The sequence below is a fragment of the Micromonospora sp. WMMD734 genome (assembly GCF_049178975.1).
Taxonomy (GTDB): domain Bacteria; phylum Actinomycetota; class Actinomycetes; order Mycobacteriales; family Micromonosporaceae; genus Micromonospora; species Micromonospora wenchangensis.
On sequence record NZ_JBMHMK010000001.1, the window covers coordinates 2936300 to 2955111 of the forward strand.

Consider the following 18812-nt stretch of genomic DNA (forward strand, 5'->3'; position numbering starts at 1 on the left):
CCAGCACGTCCGGACCCCACCCGCCTGGCCGTGGAGATCATCGCCGGTGGTGGGGTCACCCGCACACCGGTTGCCAGCGGATCTCCCCGGCGCTAGGTTGACCCTCTATCGACAGATGTCTACGTAGTTGTCGGGGGTCGCATGTCCGCGTCGGTCTCTCGCCGCACCGTCCTGGCCGGTGGCGCCGGCGTCGCCCTCGGTCTCGCGCTGCCCGACCCGGCCGCCCACGCCGACGGCCACCACCCCGTGAGCGTCAGCTTCACCCTCGACGCGACGACGCTCGACGGCGGCGAACAGGTCACCTCGGTCACCCTCCACACCGGCCGGCTGGGACCGATCGACCCCGCCGGGCTGCACGCCGACACGTTCACGGTGCACGCCAGGGCCACCAGCCCGATCCCGATCGCTCCCGGCGACCTGATCTTCAGCGAGTACGACCTGGACCGTACGGTGACCGCAGCCCGGCTCGACAGACGGGGCGACATCGTGCTCGACCTGAGCCACGCCGAAGGTCAGCTCGGCGGCGGCACCCTCGGCTACATCCTGAGCAGGGGGCGCAACGTCCGGCTGGACCTCGTCTACACCATCACCCAGAACGCCCCGCTCGTGCGGCGTCACGGCCCGCCCGTCACCATCACCGGCTTCGTGCAGGGGCGGCTGTCCAACCCCGAGGTGGACGCCTTCAGCCACCACGTGTCGGGGTCGGGCCTGAAGTACCGGTTGTACTCCCCGACGCGTTCACCGGGTCGTGGCCGGCGACCGCTGATCCTCTGGCTGCACGGTGCCGGCGAGGGCGCCTCCCTGCCCGACGGCTACTACGACAACGAGACCACGCTGCGCGCCAACCGGGGCGCGTTGGGCTTCGCCACCCCGCAGGCCCAACGGATCTTCTCCGGCGCGTACGTCGTGGCCCCGCAGAGCACCTCCTACTGGATGGAGGACGGTCCCCGGTTCGCTCCGCTGATCCGCGAGATCGTCGACGACCTCGTCCGTCGTGAGCACGTCGACCCCGACCGGATCCACGTGGTCGGCTGCAGCAACGGCGGCTACATGTCCCTGAAGATGACCGTCGCCTACCCCGACCTGTTCGCCGCGTCGGTGCCGATCTGCGGCGTCGTCGAGCCGCTCGGTGGTGAGGGCCCGCCGCTGGTCACCGACGCGGAGCTGGCGGCGATCGACACCCCGACCTGGCTGGTCACCTCGCGTGACGACGACACCGTGCCGCCGGAGACCAACACGGTCCACGCCCACGACCTCATCCCTGGATCACTGATCACCCTGTACGACCACGTCGTCTGGAACGGCTACCGGTTCCCCGGCCACTTCTCCTGGATCTACGTGGCCCGCAACGACCCGAGCGTCGACGGCACCCACCTCTGGCAGTGGATGTCCCGCCGCCGCCGGTGATCAGCCGCATCCGCGAGTTCTCCCCCAGCGGTGCGGCCCGCCCCGACGGACACGTGTGCGCGGTCCTGACGCGCAGGTTCTACTCCGCTCGGGCGGGGCGGAGCACCTGACGCACGGCGGCACGCAGCCACTGGTGGGCGCCGTCGACGCCGTGCCGTGGGTGCCAGGCCATGCCGATGGTCAGCGGTGGCAGCGGCAGTGGAATGTCCAGCAGGCGCAGCCCCAGCGTGTGTGCCGCGTCGCTGAGCCGTGACGGAGGTTCGCCCGGCAGCGCGGTCGGCACCAGGCAGACCACGTCCTCGGCTGCGGCCAGCATCATCGCGGCCAGGTGTCCGGGCAGGACGGCGCCGACCCGCCGGCTGAGCCCCTGCGCGGCCAGGGCCGCGTCCAGCGGTCCGCTGAAGCGTCCGCGACGGCTGACCGCCACGTGCTCGGCCGCCGCGAGCCGGGCGGCCGTCAGAGTTCCCTCGGTGAGTGGGTGCCCGGCCCTGACTCCGGCCGCCATCCGCAGGGTGACGAGTTCTTCGACCTGGGTCTCCGGGTCGACATGGTCGATGGCCCCGATTTCCAGGTCGATCCGTCCGTCCCGCAGCGCGGGGCCCGCCTCCCACTCCTCGGCCAGCACCCGCAGCGAAACGCCAGGTGCCCGCTGTCGGGCGAACCGGAGCAGACCGGGCGCGACCGCGGCACCGACCAGGTCCGCGGCCTGGACGGTGAAGGTGCGCCGCAGTGCCGCGGGATCGATTCCGCCGCTCGGGGCGAGCAACGCCTCCAGCCGGCGTACCACCGCGGCCGCCTCGTCGCGCAGCGCCTCGGCGCGCGGCGTGGGCACCATCCGCTGTCCGGCCCGGACCAGGAGTGGATCCCGGAGCACCCGGCGTAACCGGGCCAGGGTACGGCTCATCGCCGCCGGGGAGGTCTGCAGCCGCGCGGCGGCGCGGGTGACGCTCTGCTCGGTCAGCAGGGCGTCGAGGGCGACGGCGAGGTTGGCATCGAGGTTCGGGGCTGGGCTGCTCACCGCAATGGTTCCACTTCAGGCAATGATTGGATGCTGAAGTTCCCATTGTGGCAATGCGGTCCCGGTCCGCACGATGGCTGAGTCCTGCCGATCCGACAATCGAGGTTTCATGATCGTCATTACCGGTCCCACCGGGAACATCGGGCGGCACCTGCTGTCGCTGCTGATCGAGGCCGTACCCGCCGGCCGTGAGGAGTTACGGGTCATCGTCCGGGATCCGGCCCGGCTACCCGGAGGCGTCCGTGGCCGGGTCGAGGTGGTCGTCGGCTCGCACGGCGACGCCGCGACCGTCGAGCATGCCTTCGCCGGGGCGGACGCCGTGTTCTGGCTGGTGCCACCGGACGCTTCCGTTCCGCCCGACGACGCCTACAGCGGCTTCACCCACCCGGCCGCGCGGGCTTTCGCCGCCCAGGGCGTCGGCCATGTTGTCGGCGTCTCGGCGCTCGGCCGTGGCACCCCGCAGGCCACCCGCGCCGGGCTGGTCACCGCCTCCCTGGCCATGGACGACCTGATCGCCGGCTCCGGCGTCGCCTACCGCGCCCTGGCCTGCCCGTCCTTCTTCGAGAACCTGCTGGAGGAGGTCGACGCGATCCGCGACGACGGCGTCTTCACCGACACCGTCGCCCCGGACCGTCGCGCTCCCATGGTGGCCGTCGCCGACATCGCCGCCGCCGCGGCCGGGCTGCTGCTGGACCGCTCCTGGAGCGGTGTTGGCGACGTCCCGGTGCTCGGCCCGCAGGACCTCTCGCCCGACGACCTGGCCCGCATCATGACCAAGGAACTGGGCCGTCCGGTCCGCTACCGGCGTCAGCCGCTCGACGAACTGCGCTCCACCATGCTCGGCTACGGTCTCAACGAAGCGTTCGTCGAGGCCATGGTCGACATGAAACGCGCCAAGGACGAGGGCCTGGACTCGGGCGTCGCCCGCTCACCGCAGGCGGGGCCGGCCACCACGTTCGCGCAGTGGTGCGACCGCACGCTCCGGCCCGCCGTCCGCACCACCCAGGGGGCCGTCGGTGCCCGCTGACCGATCCGGGCCGCCGGTCACCGCTTTCATGCTCGTCAAAACCACTCCCGAGTGGCTGGCGATGACCGTGGCCGAACGCGTCCAGGCCTTCACCACCCACGTTCTGCCCGCCATCGAGGCCCGCACCCGTGGTGTCCGCTCGCGCTTCTACGACACGGAGTTCTACTCGGCGCGGGTCACCGACATCTGGGTCTGGGAGGCGGACGACCACGACGCCTACCGGCTGCTGATCGACGCCCTGCGCGAGACCCCCTTCTGGGACCGCTACTTCGAGGTCGTCGAGCTGCTCGTGGGCACCGAGAACGGCTACGCCCACACCTACGGCCTGAAGCCGCTGGCCACCGTCGCCACCTGAGGCGCCGCCGGGGCCGGTGCCGCTGTCACCCGACGGCGGCACCGGCTCGGCGGCCGACGATCGGCCGGATGCCCTGGCGCAGCAGCCAGGCGAGCACCACCTGGTTGCGGGTCGCCCCCGTCTCGACGGTGATCCCGTCGAGCACACCGAGGACCCGGCTCGTCCCGGGTGGTCGTAGGCCTCGGGCAGCGGCTTGTCGGGGCGGACGTAGCCACCGTTGATCAACGGGGTGTTGGCCACACGTCCAGGCCCTCGGTGTGCGCGTAGTCGAGGTCGTCGGCGGTGAGGAGCTGGTGCCCCTGGTCGGGCAACCCGGCACCGGGCTGGGGTTGCACCAGCGAGTGCTGCGGTCCACCCTGACCGGTCGACCGGGGGCTTCGGGTACCACGCCGACACCACCCATGGTTGCCAGACCCTAAGAATAAGAAATGCGTAACTTGACCGATTTGTCCTCGTTCACTCGTTGACGCCTGCCGCCACATCACGCAGGACCGTCATTCCATCTGAACGGGGGAAACTGGTGAGGACCGTCCTACGAAGAACCACGAGCGCCGCCACGGCGCTCCTGGTCGCCAGCCTGGCAACCCTGACCCTGGGGACGCCGGCACTGGCGGCACCTGGCGACGCGAGCGCCCGCGGTGTCGTCGTCGACCTGTCGGCCGAGGTGGCCGGGATAGCCGTGATCAGCGCCGACGCGACCATCGGTACCGCCACCGCGCCGGCCGGCGGGGGCACCGACACCGAGACGCTGCTGGCGATCTCGGTGCCGGGGGCGGTCGGCGTGACCGCCAGCGGCACCGTCGAGGAGGTCACCGCCACCCGGGCGGCCGACGGGTCGTCGGCGTCCTCCAGCGTCAACGGGCTCAACCTGGCCGTGCTCGGCATCGACGTGCTCGACGCCGCGGAGGTCACCGCCACCGCGGTCTGTCCGCAGGTCGGCGCGACCAGTGCGGACACCACGCTCGTCGGGCTGGAACTCTTCGGCTCGGCGGTGACGCTGACCGCGAACACCCCCGCCGTCGTGGGCAGCGCGGCGGTGGTGGTGCCGGGACTGCTGGACGCGAGCCTGAACGCCTCGTTGACCCGCGTCGAGACGACCACCGCCACCGGCGCCACCGCGATCACGGTGCGGGCCGTGCTGACCCTGTCGGGCAGCATCCTCGGTGTCCCGACCACCATTCCCGTCGGCACCGTCATCGTGGCCGAGGCGCTCTGTGAGCGTCCGCCGGCGGCACCGACCACCGCGACGATCACCCCCGACGAGGGCCCGCAGTCGGGCGGCCAGACCGTGACGATCACCGGCACCGGCTTCATCCCGGGCGGCACCACGGTCACCTTCGACGGGGTGCCCGCGACCGACGTCACCGTCGCGCCGGGCGGCACCTCCCTGACGGCGGTCACCCCGCCCGGCGCGGTCGGACCCGCCGAGGTCGTGGTCGGCACGGTGAACGGCACGGCCGCACCGCTGGGCTACACGTACCTGGCCGACGGCAGCGGGGCCATCATCACCGGCCTCACGCCGACCTCCGGGCCGACCGTCGGCGGCACCACCGTGACGATCACCGGCACCGGCTTCACCGGGGCCGCCGGTGTGGACTTCAACGGCCTGCCCGGCACCGGGTTCACCGTCAACCCGGCCGGCACCACGATCACCGTGGTGACACCGCCGAACCCGGCGGGCCCGGCCCTGGTCGAGCTGGTCTTCCCGGATGGCCGGGTGACCGCGCCGACATTCACCTACCTCCCGCCGACGATCACCTCGATCGTGCCGGACACCGGACCGACCGCCGGCGGCACGACGGTGACGATCACCGGCACCGGCTTCACCGGGACGACCGGAGTGACCTTCGGCGACACCCCGGGCACCAACGTCACCGTCAACCCGGGCGGCACCTCGCTGACCGTGGTCACCCCGCCCGGTCAGGTCGGCCCGGTGGACGTCACCGTGCTCCTGCCGGGCGCGGACGCGACCGCCCCGGACGGATTCACGTACGTGGCGGCGCCGCCGACCGTCGCGTCGATCACCCCCAACGCGGGTCCCCAGTCGGGCGGCCAGACGGTGACGATCACCGGCACCGGCTTCGTCCCCGGTGACACGACAGTCACCTTCGACGGGGTGCCGGCCACCAACGTCACGGTCGCCCCGGGCGGCACCTCCCTGACGGCGGTCACCCCGCCCGGCGCGGTCGGACCCGCCGTGGTGGTGGTGACCACCGGCGGCGGTACGGCGGCACCGCTGGGCTACACCTACCTCGCCGACGGCAGCGCCGCGACCGTGACCGGGCTGACCCCGACGAGCGGACCGACCTCGGGCGGCACCACGGTCACCATCACCGGGACCGGGTTCACCGGCGCGACCGGCGTGACCTTCGACGGGGTGCCCGGCACCGGGTTCACCGTCGACCCGGCCGGCACCACGATCACCGTGGTGACCCCGCCGAACGCGGCCGGGCCGGCAGACGTGCGACTGGTGTTCCCTGCGGGCACCGCCGCCGCGCCGGTATTCACGTACGTCGCACCGACGATCACCTCCATCGTGCCGGACACCGGACCGACCACCGGTGGCACCACGGTGACCATCACCGGCACCGGTCTCACCGGCGCGACAGGCGTGAACTTCGGCGGCACACCCGGCACCAACCTGGTCGTGAACCCGGACGGCACCTCGCTGACCGTGGTCACCCCGCCCGGCTCACCCGGGGCGGTGGACGTCACCGTCCTGCTGCCCGGTGACGACGTCACCGCACCTGACGGGTTCACCTACCAGCCCGTCCCGCCGCGCATCGACACCGTCAGCCCCGGACAGGGACCGACAGGTGGCGGCACGACCGTGACGGTCGGTGGCTCCGGGTTCGTACCGGGCGGCACCACGGTCAGCATCTGCGGCACGACCATCCCGGCCGACCAGGTCACCGTGGCGTCGGACGGTCGCTCGCTGACCTTCCGCACACCGCCCTGCGCGGCCGGTGACACCACGGTCGTGGTGAACACCGCCGGTGGGACCTCCAACGGATCCACCTTCCGCTACGTCGGGGGGATCCTGCCGGTGACCGGTGACGCCATGCTCGCGCCGCTGACCGTCGGGGTGCTGCTCGCCCTGCTCGGCACCGTCCTCGTCGTGCTGACCCGCCGCCGGCACCGCGCCGGCCGCATCGGCTGACCGGACGCTCCCGGCCAGGGTCCGACCGGACCCTGGCCGGGAGCGACGCCGCCCTTTCCGGGGCGCGCGCTTCGCGCGCCGCCGGTGCAGGGCGGTTCGTCACGCCACGGTGCACCCGCCGCACGGCGTCCGCTCCGGCTGCACCGTCGAGGGGGCCGTGGGCCGGTCGTCGAGGGCATCGAGGTAGCCGGCGAAGCCGTGCGGGGCCCGGCCGTCGTGGCGGGCACTGGTCCACACCGCACAGCCGGCGTCGGCGACGACCCGCATGGCCTGTCGACGACCACGTTCGACGAGATCGTGGTCCTCACCGTGGCGCAGGTCGGCGAAGCCGCCCAACCGCTCGTACGCGGTGGCGGCGCAGCCCAGGTTCGCACCGTGCACATGCCGGTGGCCGGTGTCGGTCAGCCCCTGCCGGTACCGGGTCTCGTACCGGTCACGGACCGGGGTGGCGCGGGACGCCCAGTCGGTGACCCGTACCGTCCCGACCAGCAGGTCGGTGCCGGCGCGGGCGTGCCGCAACTGCCAGCCGCCCCACCGCCGGGGCACCCGGCTGTCCGCGTCGGTGGTGGCGAGCCACAACCCCTGCGGGCCGTCGCGCAGCGCGTACGCCATGCCGGCGGCCCGGGCCCGGCCGACGTTGTGGGCCCGTACCGTCAGCACGACGACGCCGGCCCGTGCGGCGACGGCGGCCGTGGCGTCCCGGCAGTCGTCGGCCACCACGATCACCTCCGAGCGCACCGGCAGGTGCCGCAGCGCGTCGAGGACGGAGGTCAGACAGCCGGGCAGCAACGCCTGCTCGTCGTGGGCGGGCACCACGACCGCCATCCGGTTCACCACAGACCGTCGGCCTGGGCGACGGACCTGGCCGGCGGCGGCACCCGCAGGAACACGTCGAGGAGGAAGTCGGCCTCCTCGTGCCGGGCCGTCCGCGCCAGGGCGTCCACCCCGGCGAGCAGCCGGTGCACGTCGTCGCCGCTGCGGGCGTGCTCGGCCACCGCCGGGCGCCAGTGCACGGCCACCAGCGTGCCGCCGGGTTCGAGCGAGTCCACCGTACGGGTCACCAGCAGATCCAGCCCGGCGTCGTCGAAGTAGTAGCCCAGCTCGGAGAGCACGATCAGGTCGAAACCGTCGTCCGCCACGGCCGGCCACTCGTCGGGAACACGCATCCGTTCCACCCGGACCTGCGGCTGCTCCGCCAGCCGCCGTCGGGCGCTCGCCACCGGCGCGGCGGCGATGTCGACCGCCAGCAGCCGGTCGCACCGCGGGGCGAGACGGCGGGTGAGCATCCCGGTCGAACACCCCGGCTCGAAGGCCGAGCGGTACCGGCGGCGCGGCAGGCAGGCCACCGTCATCTCGTGCTTACGCTGGTCGTACCAGCGGGTTTCGAAACTCCACGGGTCCTCCGCCCCGGCGTACATGTCGTCGAAGTACCCGGCCGGGGTGCCGCCTGAGGTCATGGCACGAACACCGTTTCGTAGGGACGTGCGAAGCGGGCGAGCACGTGCGGGGGCAGGATCGCGGCGTCGGCGGGTGCCGGCCCCAGCGGCAGCACCTGGCTCCGGAAGGCGTCGACCGCCGCGAGCTTGGCCGATCGGGCCGCCCCGGTCAGGTCGATCCGGCGTGCCCGGTGCCACGGCACGTCGGGATGGTCCGGCCGGGCCCAGTGCCACGTCCACACCGGGAACTCCAGCAACGTCGCACCCGTACGCCGGCAGGCGACCTCGGCGGCCCGCCCCACCGCCTCGTGGTCCGGATGTCCGTCGCCGCGCCATGTCGTGACACACCACCGCCCCGGCCTCAGCCGGCCGGTCAACGCCTCGACGAGCGCCCCCTCGTCGACGCGGCCGTCGGGATGCCCGAGATGGTCGATGGCCGTGGGGGCGACCCCGAGCAGCGCGCAGGCCGTGACCGTCTCGGCCCGCCGGATCGCGGCCAGCGCCGCCCGCGAGTGGACCGTGGAGTCCGGATGCGACGCCTCCCCGTCGGTGACGACCGCGATCTCGACGCCGCCGGCGAGCATCGCGACCAGGCCACCCACCCCGAGCACCTCGTCGTCGGGGTGCGGGGCGACCACCAGCGGCGGCACCGCCCGCACCCGCTCGTCCAGCGTCAGTACGGGCCAACCCGCCGGTGCCGGCCAGGCACGCCAACTGCTCTCGTCGGTGCCCGCGTCGACGATCGGCCTCACCATCCGGGATCCCCGACCGCCGCCACCAGCTCACCCAGATGCGCCAGGTCCGCCTCCGCGTGGCTCTGCCGCAGATACACGGTCAGGTCGGCGACCCGGCGGGCATGGTGGGCGTCCTGACACAACGGGCCGGCCCCCAACGCCCGGCCGACCCGGTCGACGACCGTGGTGGCCGCCGCCTCGACGGTGGCCCGCACCTGGTGCGCCAACCGGTCCGCGTCCCCGGTGGGGTTCGCGTCGATCTCGTCGGCGGCGGCGAACAGCACGCCCCGGGCGGCGGTCAGGGCCGCGTCGACCGCCCCGAGGTGCGCGAGGGCGTGCGGGCCGAGACTACGGTGCCGCGCTGCGGCGTACAGCGTGTCGGCGACCCCGACCGCCCCGCCGTACCAGCACGCCGCCACCCCCAGCCCGCCGTGCCAGAAACCCGGCCGCGCGGTGTAGCAGCCGGGTCCACCGACCGGCAGCGCGGTCACGCCGTCGAAGCTGACGGTACGGCTGTCGCTGGCGGCCATGCCGACGGCCGGCCAGGTGTCGGGCAACGCGGTGACCCCGGCGGCGTCGACCTCGACGGCGAACAGCCGGATGCCGTCGTCGGCGGTCGCGGTGACCAGGGCGCGGGCGAGCAGACCCGCCCCGGAGCACCAGGGCCGGTCACCGGTCAGCCGCCACCGGTCGCCGTCGCGGGTCGCCGTGACCGACGCCGGCACGGCCGCCCAGACACCCCACGGCTCACGACGCCGGTCGGGGTCGACCGGCACGCCGAGTTCGGCAAGGATCGCCAGGGCGTCGGCGTGCCCCTCGCCCAGCCGGGCCAGGGCCAGGTCGGCCCGGCCGAGTTCGACGAAACGCAGGAACCGGTCACGGGTGCGTCCGCCACCGGGCAACGGCAGGTCGAGCAGCCCGGCGTGGACGGCCGACCGGAACGCCGTCCCGGGGTCGTCGGCTCCGGGGGTCACCACCGGGTGCCCGCCGGACGGGACGGTCTTCCGGACCGCAGCCGCCCGGCACGGCCCGATCCGCCCTCGACCACGGGCAACGTTTCCGGACGACCGGCCGTCATCGGGGACCTCCATCAGTGCGACGCGCGGCCCGCACGGGTCGCCGCCGGAAGATGCCCCTCTCCCCCGGGACGAAACATGGCACGGCCCACAGCGCGTGACATCGGAGCGCCGGCAGGTGGCACCGCATGGTGACAGCTACCCGGCGATCTGCGGTGGTTGGACCTGTCCCGCAGGTGCCAGACTCGTGACGGTGCCCGTAGGTCGAGAGGAGCAGCGCATGGCGGTGGGCCCTCCGATGCCGGTGCACCTCACGCAGGTGCTCGACGGCCTCGCCGAGAACCCGGCCCTGCCGGCCGGGTTGATCCGCCGACTGATGCGCTACCGGCGCGGCCACGGCCACGTCGCCATGCGCGCGGACCTGACACCGGACATGATCGAGGAAATCCTCGCCTCGGACCATTACTGGCTGCTGCACTCACTCGCGCTCAACCGTCGTCTCCCACACGCTGCCCGGATGCGGCTGGCCGTCCACCCCGATGCCGCCATCCGGGCCGCCCTGGCCGTGGGTGCCCAGGACTCATCCCGCGATCTGTACCAACGGCTTCTCGACGATCCAGACCCACAGGTGAGGAAGTACCTCGCCGAGCGCGACGATCTGTCGGCCGATCTGCTCGCCCGGCTCGTCCAGGACCCGGACCCGACGGTCCGGGCCACCCTCGCACGATGGTGGACGCAGGCCCCCGAAGCGGTCCGACGGGCCCTGCTCACCGACCACGTCGACGAGGTACGCGCCGCCGCATGCTCGACCTACTACGCGCGGCTTCCCCACCCGACGCCACCACCCGACCTCGTCGCGGGTCTCCTCGCCGACCCGGTCACCCGCGCCGGGGCCGTACGCCACGCCGTCCTGACCCCGGAACTGGCCGCACGGCTCGCTGGCGACCCCGACTACCAGGTTCGCCGCCAGGTCGCCGAGCACCCGCAGTTACCCCCGTCGGTACGGGACCTGCTCGCCGAAGATCCCAGCGCGAACGTCCGCGTCGGTGTCTTCGGCCGTCAGGACACTCCCGAGCCGGTACGCCACCGCATCTACACCGACATCCAGCAGGGTCACCTCCGGCTGACCGACCTACCTGACGAACTCGACGATGTCGCGCTGCTACAGCACATCGAGGATCACGTGGCCGTCGCCGAGCTACGCCACCTGTGCCTGGACTGGGTCACCGCCAACCCGCTGCCGTACGTGACCTCGCCGTATACCTGCTTCCGACGCTCCGCGGCACGGAACCGGACGCTGCCCACCGATGCCGTCCTCCGACTGCTCGACGACCAGGACAGCGGCGTACGCACCACGATGGCCACCCACGCGCCACACCTCGTGGACCCGACGACAGCCGAACGCATCGACCGCGAATTCCGACCGGACAAGAAGACGGCCTGGCGCCCCGCCGACCTGCTCACGCTCCCACCGCATACCCTCCGCCGCCTCGCCAGCGACCCGGACCCACGAATGCGATGCCTGGCACCCCGGGACCCGGACCTTCCCGTCGAGACAGCCGAACATCTGGCCACCGACCCCGACAGCACAGTCCGCCGAGCCGTTGCAGGGCATCCCCGCCTTCCGGTCCACGTGCGTCGTGCGCTGCTCGCCGATCCAACTGAACACGTGGCGAAGGCAGCAGCCGCCGCGGCGGCCCTGCCCTTCGACGACATGGACCGACTACTCGCCCTTGCCGGAGTCTGACCGCATCGGGCACCAACACGAGAGACCGTTCCCGTCGTCTCGGCCCGTGCCGCCACGACGGGACTTTTCGTGGTTCGAGCGAAAGTTCACCGTGGTTCAACAGAAGCCGTAGACAGCGGGATCGAAACAGCTTAATGTCTTCGCCATCACGAAGGTGTTTCGGCGAGGTGAACCGGCGGCGCGGTGATCCATCGACCCCCTCCCCCGCTACGGCATCCGGCGCGACGGCGCGCGCCCCGCCCTGGCAATCGAACGTCAGGAAGGGACGGACAGCCAGTGTCCTCACACGATGGCGCGTTCGGCCGGCGAACGACGTCGGTCAGCTCCGCACTGCTCCTGGTCGCCGCCGCCGGGCTGGTCGCCCTCGGCAGCCCGGCCCCCGCCCAGGCCCACACCATCAACCCCACCGACTTCCAGCAGGTCACCCTGGCCAAGGGGGAGCCCGAGGTCGGTGAGCCGATGACCATTGCGGTGCTGCCCGACCGGTCGGTGCTGCACACCGCCCGCAACGGCACGCTGCGGCGCACCGACGCGGCCGGCACCACCACCGTGGTGGGCACCATCCCCGTCTACACCCACGACGAGGAGGGCCTGCAGGGCGTCGGGGTGGACCCCAACTTCACCACCAACCGGCACGTCTACCTGTACTACGCCCCGCCGCTGTCCACCCCCGCCGGGGACGCCCCGGCCACCGGGACGGACTTCTCCGCCTGGCAGGGCGTGAACCGGCTGTCCCGGTTCACCCTCAACGCCAACTGGACGCTGAACACGTCCAGCCAGGTCACCATCCTGGACGTGCCGGCCGACCGGGGCATCTGCTGCCACGTCGGCGGGGACATCGACTTCGACGCGGCCGGGAACCTGTACCTGTCGACCGGCGACGACTCCAACCCGTTCGACTCCGCCGGCTATTCGCCGATCGACGAGCGGACCAACCGCAACCCCGCGTACGACGCGCAGCGCAGCGCGGCCAACAGCAACGACCTGCGCGGCAAGATCCTGCGGATCAGGGTGAACGCGGACGGCAGCTACTCCATCCCGGCCGGGAACATGTTCGCCCCGGGCACCGCGCGGACCCGTCCGGAGATCTACGCGATGGGGTTCCGCAACCCGTTCCGGATGAGCGTGGACAGGGCCACCGGCGTCGTCTACGTCGGGGACTACGGCCCGGACGCCGGCACCACCGGCACGCGCGGCCCCAGCGGGCAGGTCGAGTTCAACCGGGTGACCGGACCGGGCAACTACGGCTGGCCGTACTGCACCGGCACGAACACCGCCGCCGAGACGTACGCGGAGTGGGACTTCACCGCCGGCACCGCGGGCGCCAAGTACAACTGCGCCGGCGGGCCGACCAACAACTCGTTCCGCAACACCGGCCTGCCCACCCTGCCGGCGGCCCAACCGGCCTGGATCCGGTACGCCGGTGACGCCGGCAGCCCGGCGGAGTTCGGCGGCGGCTCCGAGTCGCCGATGGCCGGCCCGGTCTACCGCTACAGCGCGTCGAACCCGTCCACCACGAAGTTCCCACAGTCCTTCGACGGGCAGTTCTTCGCCACCGAGCTGGGCCGGGGCTGGATCAAGCCGATCCACGTGAACGCCGACGGCTCCCGGGGCGCCATCGACGCGTCGTTCCCGTGGAACGGCAAGCAGGTCATGGACTCCGCGTTCGGCCCGGACGGCGCGCTGTACGTCCTCGACTACGGCACCGGCTACTTCAACGGTGACGCCAACTCGGCGCTGTACCGGTACGACTACGTCGCCGGTGGCAACCGCGCGCCGACCGCCGCCGCCACCGCCGACAAGACCTCCGGGGCGGCCCCGCTGACGGTGAACTTCTCGTCGGCCGGGTCGTCGGACCCGGAGGGTGGGGCGCTGACCTACTCGTGGGCGTTCGGTGACGGCACCACCTCCACGGCGGCTAACCCCAGCAAGACGTTCACCGCCAACGGCACCTACACCGTCACCCTGACCGTCCGGGACCCGCAGGGCGCGACCGGCACGGCCAGTGTGCGGATCGGCGTCGGCAACACCGCCCCGACTGTCACTATCACCGGCCCGGCGAACGGCTCGCTGTTCTCCTACGGCGACACGGTGCCGTTCAGCATCACCGTCACCGACCCCGAGGACGGCACCATCGACTGCGCCAAGGTCAAGATGACCTACGTGCTCGGCCACGACCAGCACGGCCACCAGATCACCTCGACCAGCGGCTGCTCCGGCACGATCACCATCCCGGTCGACGGTGAACACGACGACGCGGCGAACATCTTCGCCATCTTCGACGCCGAGTACACCGACGCCGGTGGGCTCACCACGCACACCCAGCACACCCTCCAGCCGCGCAAGCGCCAGGCCGAGCACTTCAAGACCTCGTCCGGCGTGACCCTCTACGACAAGGCCCCCGCCGAGGGCGGCAGGACCGTCGGCAGCATCGACAACGGCGACTGGATCGCGTTCGAGCCGTACCGCCTCGACAAGGCCACCTCGTTCAGCGCCCGGGTCTCCTCCAACGGCGTCGGCGGCACCCTCCAGGTGCGGACGGGTTCACCCACCGGCACCGTGCTGGGCCAGGCGACCGTCCCGGTCACCGGCGGCTGGGAGACCTTCACCACCGTCACCGGCACCATCTCCGGCGCGCCGGCCAGCACCGGCACGCTCTACCTCACCTTCGCCGGGGGCACCGGAGCGCTGTTCGACCTCGATGCGTTCACGTTCGTCACCGGCGGCACCACCGCAGGCACCGGGCCGATCGTCGGGCTCGGCGGCAAGTGCCTGGACGTCCGCAACGCCGCCACCGCCGACGGCACCCAGATCCAGATCTACACCTGCAACGGCACCGCCGCGCAGACCTGGTCGGTCACCCCGAACAGCACCGTCAAGGCACTCGGCAAGTGCCTGGACATCTCCGGCGGAGGCACCGCCGACGGCACGAAGATCCAGCTCTGGACGTGCAACGGCACCGCGGCGCAGAACTGGTCCGCCCAGACCGACGGCACCCTGCGCAACCCCCAGTCCGGCAAGTGCCTCGACGTGTCCAACAACAGCGCCACCGACGGCCAGGCCGTCCACCTGTGGACCTGCCTGGCCGCCGCCAACCAGAAGTGGACCCTGCCGTGACCCGGCAAGCGGGACTTCCGGCACCCTCCTCCACCCGTTCGGGAGAGTGACATGCGCAGACTCCTTCGATCCGTCCTCGGCGCGGTGACCGCCGCCGCCGCGATCCTCGCCGTCCCGACGTCGGCCGGTGCGGCCGACGCCCCGTACGACGTGCTGGTGTTCTCCAAGACCGCCGGGTTCCGGCACGACTCGATCGCCGTCGGCATCCAGACCATCCGGGAACTCGGTACCGCGAACGGTTTCACCGTCACCGCGACCGAGGACGCGTCCCGGTTCACCACCGCGAACCTGGCCCCGTACGAGGCGGTGGTCTTCCTCAACACCACAGGTGACGTCCTGGACGCCGCACAGCAGTCCGCCTTCGAGTCGTACGTCAACAGCGGCGGCGGGTACGTCGGCGTCCACGCCGCCGCCGACACCGAGTACGGTTGGTCGTACTACGGCAGCCTGGTGGGCGGCTACTTCGCCTCGCACCCGGCCATCCAGCAGGCGACCGTCCGCGTCGAGAACCGGGCGCACCCGGCCACCGGGCACCTGCCGCAGACCTGGACCCGCACCGACGAGTGGTACAACTACCAGACCAACCCGCGCGCGGGTGCCCGGGTCCTCGCCACCCTGGACGAGTCGTCGTACTCGGGCGGCTCGATGGGCGGCGACCATCCGATCTCCTGGTGCAAGACGGTCAACTCCGGCAGGTCGTTCTACACCGGCCTGGGGCACACCCAGGGGTCGTACGCGGAGGCGGCGTTCCGCAGCCACCTGCTCGGCGGCATCCGGTACGCGGCCGGTCGGGCGAAGGCCGACTGCCGCCCGGAGACCGGCTACGTCACCCTCTACAACGGGTCGACGACCGGCTGGTCGCAGGCCGGTCCGGGCAGCTTCGGCAACACCGACGCCACCCTCACCTCCGTCGGCGGCATGGGCCTGTACTGGTACAGCGCCAAGCAGTTCACCAACTACTCACTGAAGCTGGACTGGCGGATGTCAGGCGACGACAACTCGGGCGTCTTCATCGGCTTCCCGCCGTCGACCGACCCGTGGTCGGCGGTGGACAACGGCTACGAGATCCAGATCGACGCCACCGACGCGGCCGACCGCACCACCGGTGCGGTCTACACCTTCCAGTCCGCCGACCTGGCCGCCCGGGACGCCGCCCTGAACCCGCCGGGCGAGTGGAACAGCTACGAGCTGCTGGTCGAGGGGGAACGCCTCCAGGTGTTCCTCAACGGACGGAAGATCAACGACTTCACCAACACCGACCCGGCCCGCTCGCTCGCCGGCCACGTCGGGCTCCAGAACCACGGTACGGGCGACGATGTGTCGTTCCGCAACGTCCGGATCAGGGAGCTGGGCGGTACCCCGGGCGGCACCACCACCGTGCAGGCCGAGGCGTTCAGCTCGGCCAACGGGGTCAGCGCGTTCACCAAGGCCGGGGCCAACGGCGGGCAGACCCTCGGCTACGTCGACCCGGGCGACTGGGCCGCGTACCCGGGTCTCGACCTGACCGGGGTCACCTCGCTGCGGGCCCGGGTGGTCTCCGGTGGGGCGGGCGGCACCATCGGCGTCCGGACCGGCTCGGCCACCGGCCCGCTGCTCGGCCAGGTGGCGGTGCCCAACACCGGAAGCTGGACCACGTACGCCGACGTCGGCACCACCCTGGCCGGGGTGCCCACCGGCACGCAGACCGTGTACCTGACCTTCACCGGCTCCGGGACCGGCCTGTTCGACGTGGACGACTTCACCCTGGTCCGGGGCGGCGGCACCCCCGGCACCCCGGGTACCGGGCCGATCGTCGGGCTCGGCGGCAAGTGCCTGGACGTCCGCAACGCGGCCGCCGCCGACGGTACGCAGATCCAGATCTGGACCTGCAACGGCAGTACCGCGCAAACCTGGTCGGTCACCCCGAACAGCACGGTCAAGGCGCTGGGTAAATGCCTGGACGTCTCCGGTGGGGGCTCGGCCGACGGCACGAAGATCCAACTGTGGACGTGCAACGGCAGCGGTGCCCAGAACTGGTCCGCCCAGACCGACGGTACCCTGCGCAACCCGCAGTCCGGCAAGTGCCTGGACGTGTCCAACAACAGCGCCACCGACGGCCAGGCCGTCCACCTGTGGACCTGCCTGGCCGCCGCCAACCAGAAGTGGACCCTGCCGTGATCCGGTAGGTGGACAGCCTGTGCCCCCGCTGCCGATCCGGCAGCGGGGGCACATCTCGTGTTTTGACCGTTGTGTGGGGAGGGTGGGCAGGGTGGTGTGGTGTGGGTGTTCGTGGTGGTGTGGGGGTGGGGTGTTATTTGCCTTTGTGGATGGCGTTGCGGCGGATGACGGGGTAGCGGGTTCGGCGTTTGCGGCGTTTTCCGGCGGGGCGTCCGGGTCCGGGGTGTCCGGGTTTCGGGTGGCCTGGTGGTTGCCAGGCGTTGCGTAGAGCGGGCGAAACCTGTCGGCGGGTCTGGCCGGGGGTGGGGGTTGTGGTGGTGGTGGGTTCCCAGGGCAGCCGGTGGTGGGTGAGGTGGGTGCGGGTGCAGAACAGGTGGAGGTAGGCGTAGGCGTGTAGGCGGAGCCAGGTGGTCAGGGTGTCGGGTTGGCGGGGGTGGAAGTCCGGGGCGTGGGCGGTGGTCTTCAGGTAGCGGAAGTAGTGCTCGATGTCGTAGCGGGTCAGGTAGGTCATGACGAGGGTGAGTAGGTCGTGGCGGGTGCCGGAGTACCAGAGTGCGAGGTCGCCGGCGCGGCGGCTGGGGCGTAGGTGCTGGACTCGGGCGAGGAGCACGGTGCCTTCCACGATCGGGAGGGTGGTCTGGTCGGTGAATCCGCGGCTGGCGCGGGTGAGTTTGGGGTGGACGTGGTGCCAGGCCCGGACGGTGACGGTGCCGTAGATGTCGACCGGGCCGCTGACACCGGCGTCCGGGGTGAGGTCGGGTTCGCGCAGGGTCAGCCGGAATCCGTGTCGGCGGGGCCGGCCTCCGAGTGGGTGGGCGGCCCGGTGTTCGGGTCTGGTCCACATGGTCTGCGAGGTCGCGAGTCTGACCAGGACGTCCGCGGGAATCCTGCGTTCGCGGATCAGGTGGGTGATCCGGGCCGCGGGGTAGCCGGAATCGAGGAGGAACAGCGACGGGTCGCCTGGGCGGGCGCCGTCGGCTGCGCAGATCTGTGCGATGTGGCCGACGGTGACCTCGACCAGGTCGTCGTCGGAGGTGATGCGGTCGGCCAGGACCGGCACGACCCACGAGTCCGGGGTCAGCGTCAACCGGACGACGTGCTGATACCGCCACCCGGTCCTGATCAGCGCCGCGCCACGCGGGCCGCCCGGGGTGTACTGCGGTTGCCGGTCCGGGCTGGTGGCTGCGTTCGGCCGGGGCCACGCGGTGGTATCGACGGCATACACCCGCGGCAGACCGGACCGAGCGGCGATCCGGCACGCCGCCCGCAACGCCCGGCCGGTATCGATCTCGCCGTCGCGTAACGCCCGGTACGCCGCGGCGTGCCCGGTGACCGTGCCCAGCGACAGATGCGCCGGGCAGCCACACCGTCCCTGGTCCGCGGCCAGCTCATCGACCAGCGAGAACAACGTCCTCGACCGCGACACGAGGACACCCTCGTACAACTCCCGCCGCCACGAATCCAACAAGATCCGGCCCAGCTCGCTGTCACCGGCACCGGTAGCCGCTACGCTCCTCATCGAGAACCCTGCCCATTGATGATCTTTGTGTGAGAACTCAGATCATGGACAGGGTTCTCCCTGTTCCGCTAGACCTCGACCACCACAAATCCCCACGATGGTCAAAACACGAGGTGCCC

Annotated in this window: 13 protein-coding genes; 7 read left to right on the plus strand and 6 right to left on the minus strand. The window is 72.0% G+C overall.

Annotation, left to right across the window (positions count from 1 at the left end):
- The first annotated feature begins 141 nt into the window (after positions 1 to 141).
- Positions 142 to 1407: a prolyl oligopeptidase family serine peptidase gene (locus ACN267_RS12550; protein ID WP_421488717.1), complete on the plus strand. Its 1266-nt coding sequence runs from the start codon at positions 142 to 144 to the stop codon at positions 1405 to 1407.
- A gap of 79 nt (positions 1408 to 1486) precedes the next feature.
- On the opposite strand, the gene ACN267_RS12555 is transcribed toward ACN267_RS12550, so the two are convergent.
- Positions 1487 to 2425 carry a LysR substrate-binding domain-containing protein gene (locus ACN267_RS12555; RefSeq protein WP_421488718.1) on the minus strand — a complete coding sequence of 313 codons (939 nt, stop codon included), beginning with the start codon at positions 2423 to 2425 and terminating at the stop codon, positions 1487 to 1489.
- Between the two features lie 109 nt (positions 2426 to 2534).
- Between ACN267_RS12555 and ACN267_RS12560 the strand changes: the two genes are divergently transcribed.
- The 3 genes from ACN267_RS12560 to ACN267_RS12570 all read left to right on the plus strand — a co-directional run bounded on the left by ACN267_RS12560 (position 2535) and on the right by ACN267_RS12570 (position 6967).
- The gene (locus ACN267_RS12560) at positions 2535 to 3452 is read left to right on the plus strand and encodes an NAD(P)H-binding protein (RefSeq protein WP_421488719.1); all 918 of its coding nucleotides are present in this window, start codon (positions 2535 to 2537) and stop codon (positions 3450 to 3452) included.
- The gene (locus tag ACN267_RS12565) at positions 3442 to 3807 is read left to right on the plus strand and encodes a darcynin family protein (RefSeq protein WP_204960836.1); all 366 of its coding nucleotides are present in this window, start codon (positions 3442 to 3444) and stop codon (positions 3805 to 3807) included. The genes ACN267_RS12560 and ACN267_RS12565 overlap by 11 nt, the downstream gene beginning before the upstream one ends.
- 520 nt (positions 3808 to 4327) lie before the next feature.
- Entirely contained in the window at positions 4328 to 6967 is a 2640-nt protein-coding gene (locus ACN267_RS12570) for an IPT/TIG domain-containing protein (protein ID WP_204960835.1), read from the plus strand.
- Positions 6968 to 7066: 99 nt separating this feature from the next.
- Here ACN267_RS12570 and ACN267_RS12575 read toward each other — a convergent pair whose 3' ends face one another.
- The 4 genes from ACN267_RS12575 to ACN267_RS12590 are packed head-to-tail and all read right to left on the minus strand — an operon-like array spanning position 7067 to position 10111.
- Positions 7067 to 7792 carry a glycosyltransferase gene (locus ACN267_RS12575; RefSeq protein ID WP_421488720.1) on the minus strand — a complete coding sequence of 242 codons (726 nt, stop codon included), beginning with the start codon at positions 7790 to 7792 and terminating at the stop codon, positions 7067 to 7069.
- Between the two features lie 5 nt (positions 7793 to 7797).
- A complete protein-coding gene (locus ACN267_RS12580) occupies positions 7798 to 8424 on the minus strand; it encodes a class I SAM-dependent DNA methyltransferase (protein WP_281898639.1) in 627 nt (208 codons plus the stop codon).
- Complete coding sequence (locus ACN267_RS12585; protein WP_204960832.1) at positions 8421 to 9158, minus strand: PIG-L deacetylase family protein; 738 nt, start codon at positions 9156 to 9158, stop codon at positions 8421 to 8423. Before ACN267_RS12585 ends, ACN267_RS12580 begins: the two co-directional genes overlap by 4 nt.
- Complete coding sequence (locus ACN267_RS12590; RefSeq protein ID WP_307821415.1) at positions 9152 to 10111, minus strand: acyl-CoA dehydrogenase family protein; 960 nt, start codon at positions 10109 to 10111, stop codon at positions 9152 to 9154. The genes ACN267_RS12585 and ACN267_RS12590 overlap by 7 nt, the downstream gene beginning before the upstream one ends.
- Before the next feature lie 322 nt (positions 10112 to 10433).
- Here ACN267_RS12590 and ACN267_RS12595 point away from each other — a divergent pair, with 322 nt between their 5' ends.
- The 3 genes from ACN267_RS12595 (at position 10434) to ACN267_RS12605 (ending at position 17174) form a co-directional block, all read left to right on the plus strand.
- A complete protein-coding gene (locus ACN267_RS12595) occupies positions 10434 to 11900 on the plus strand; it encodes a hypothetical protein (protein ID WP_421488721.1) in 1467 nt (488 codons plus the stop codon).
- A 276-nt stretch (positions 11901 to 12176) separates the two neighbouring features.
- The gene (locus tag ACN267_RS12600) at positions 12177 to 15017 is read left to right on the plus strand and encodes a PQQ-dependent sugar dehydrogenase (RefSeq protein WP_421488722.1); all 2841 of its coding nucleotides are present in this window, start codon (positions 12177 to 12179) and stop codon (positions 15015 to 15017) included.
- Between the two features lie 51 nt (positions 15018 to 15068).
- The gene (locus ACN267_RS12605) at positions 15069 to 17174 is read left to right on the plus strand and encodes a ThuA domain-containing protein (RefSeq protein ID WP_421488723.1); all 2106 of its coding nucleotides are present in this window, start codon (positions 15069 to 15071) and stop codon (positions 17172 to 17174) included.
- Between the two features lie 133 nt (positions 17175 to 17307).
- Here ACN267_RS12605 and ACN267_RS12610 read toward each other — a convergent pair whose 3' ends face one another.
- Positions 17308 to 18693, minus strand: a complete 1386-nt coding sequence (locus ACN267_RS12610) for a hypothetical protein (protein WP_421488724.1) — start codon at positions 18691 to 18693, stop codon at positions 17308 to 17310.
- Positions 18694 to 18812 lie beyond the last annotated feature (119 nt).

What these genes read in the sequence shown, in the direction of transcription:
- ACN267_RS12550 (WP_421488717.1), top strand. Translation starts at nt 142, where the DNA reads ATGTCCGCGTCGGTCTCTCGCCGCACCGTCCTGGCCGGTGGCGCCGGC.
- ACN267_RS12560 (WP_421488719.1), top strand. Translation starts at nt 2,535, where the DNA reads ATGATCGTCATTACCGGTCCCACCGGGAACATCGGGCGGCACCTGCTG.
- ACN267_RS12575 (WP_421488720.1), bottom strand. Translation starts at nt 7,792, where the DNA reads ATGGCGGTCGTGGTGCCCGCCCACGACGAGCAGGCGTTGCTGCCCGGC.
- ACN267_RS12580 (WP_281898639.1), bottom strand. Translation starts at nt 8,424, where the DNA reads ATGACCTCAGGCGGCACCCCGGCCGGGTACTTCGACGACATGTACGCC.
- ACN267_RS12585 (WP_204960832.1), bottom strand. Translation starts at nt 9,158, where the DNA reads ATGGTGAGGCCGATCGTCGACGCGGGCACCGACGAGAGCAGTTGGCGT.
- ACN267_RS12595 (WP_421488721.1), top strand. Translation starts at nt 10,434, where the DNA reads ATGGCGGTGGGCCCTCCGATGCCGGTGCACCTCACGCAGGTGCTCGAC.
- ACN267_RS12605 (WP_421488723.1), top strand. Translation starts at nt 15,069, where the DNA reads ATGCGCAGACTCCTTCGATCCGTCCTCGGCGCGGTGACCGCCGCCGCC.
- ACN267_RS12610 (WP_421488724.1), bottom strand. Translation starts at nt 18,693, where the DNA reads ATGAGGAGCGTAGCGGCTACCGGTGCCGGTGACAGCGAGCTGGGCCGG.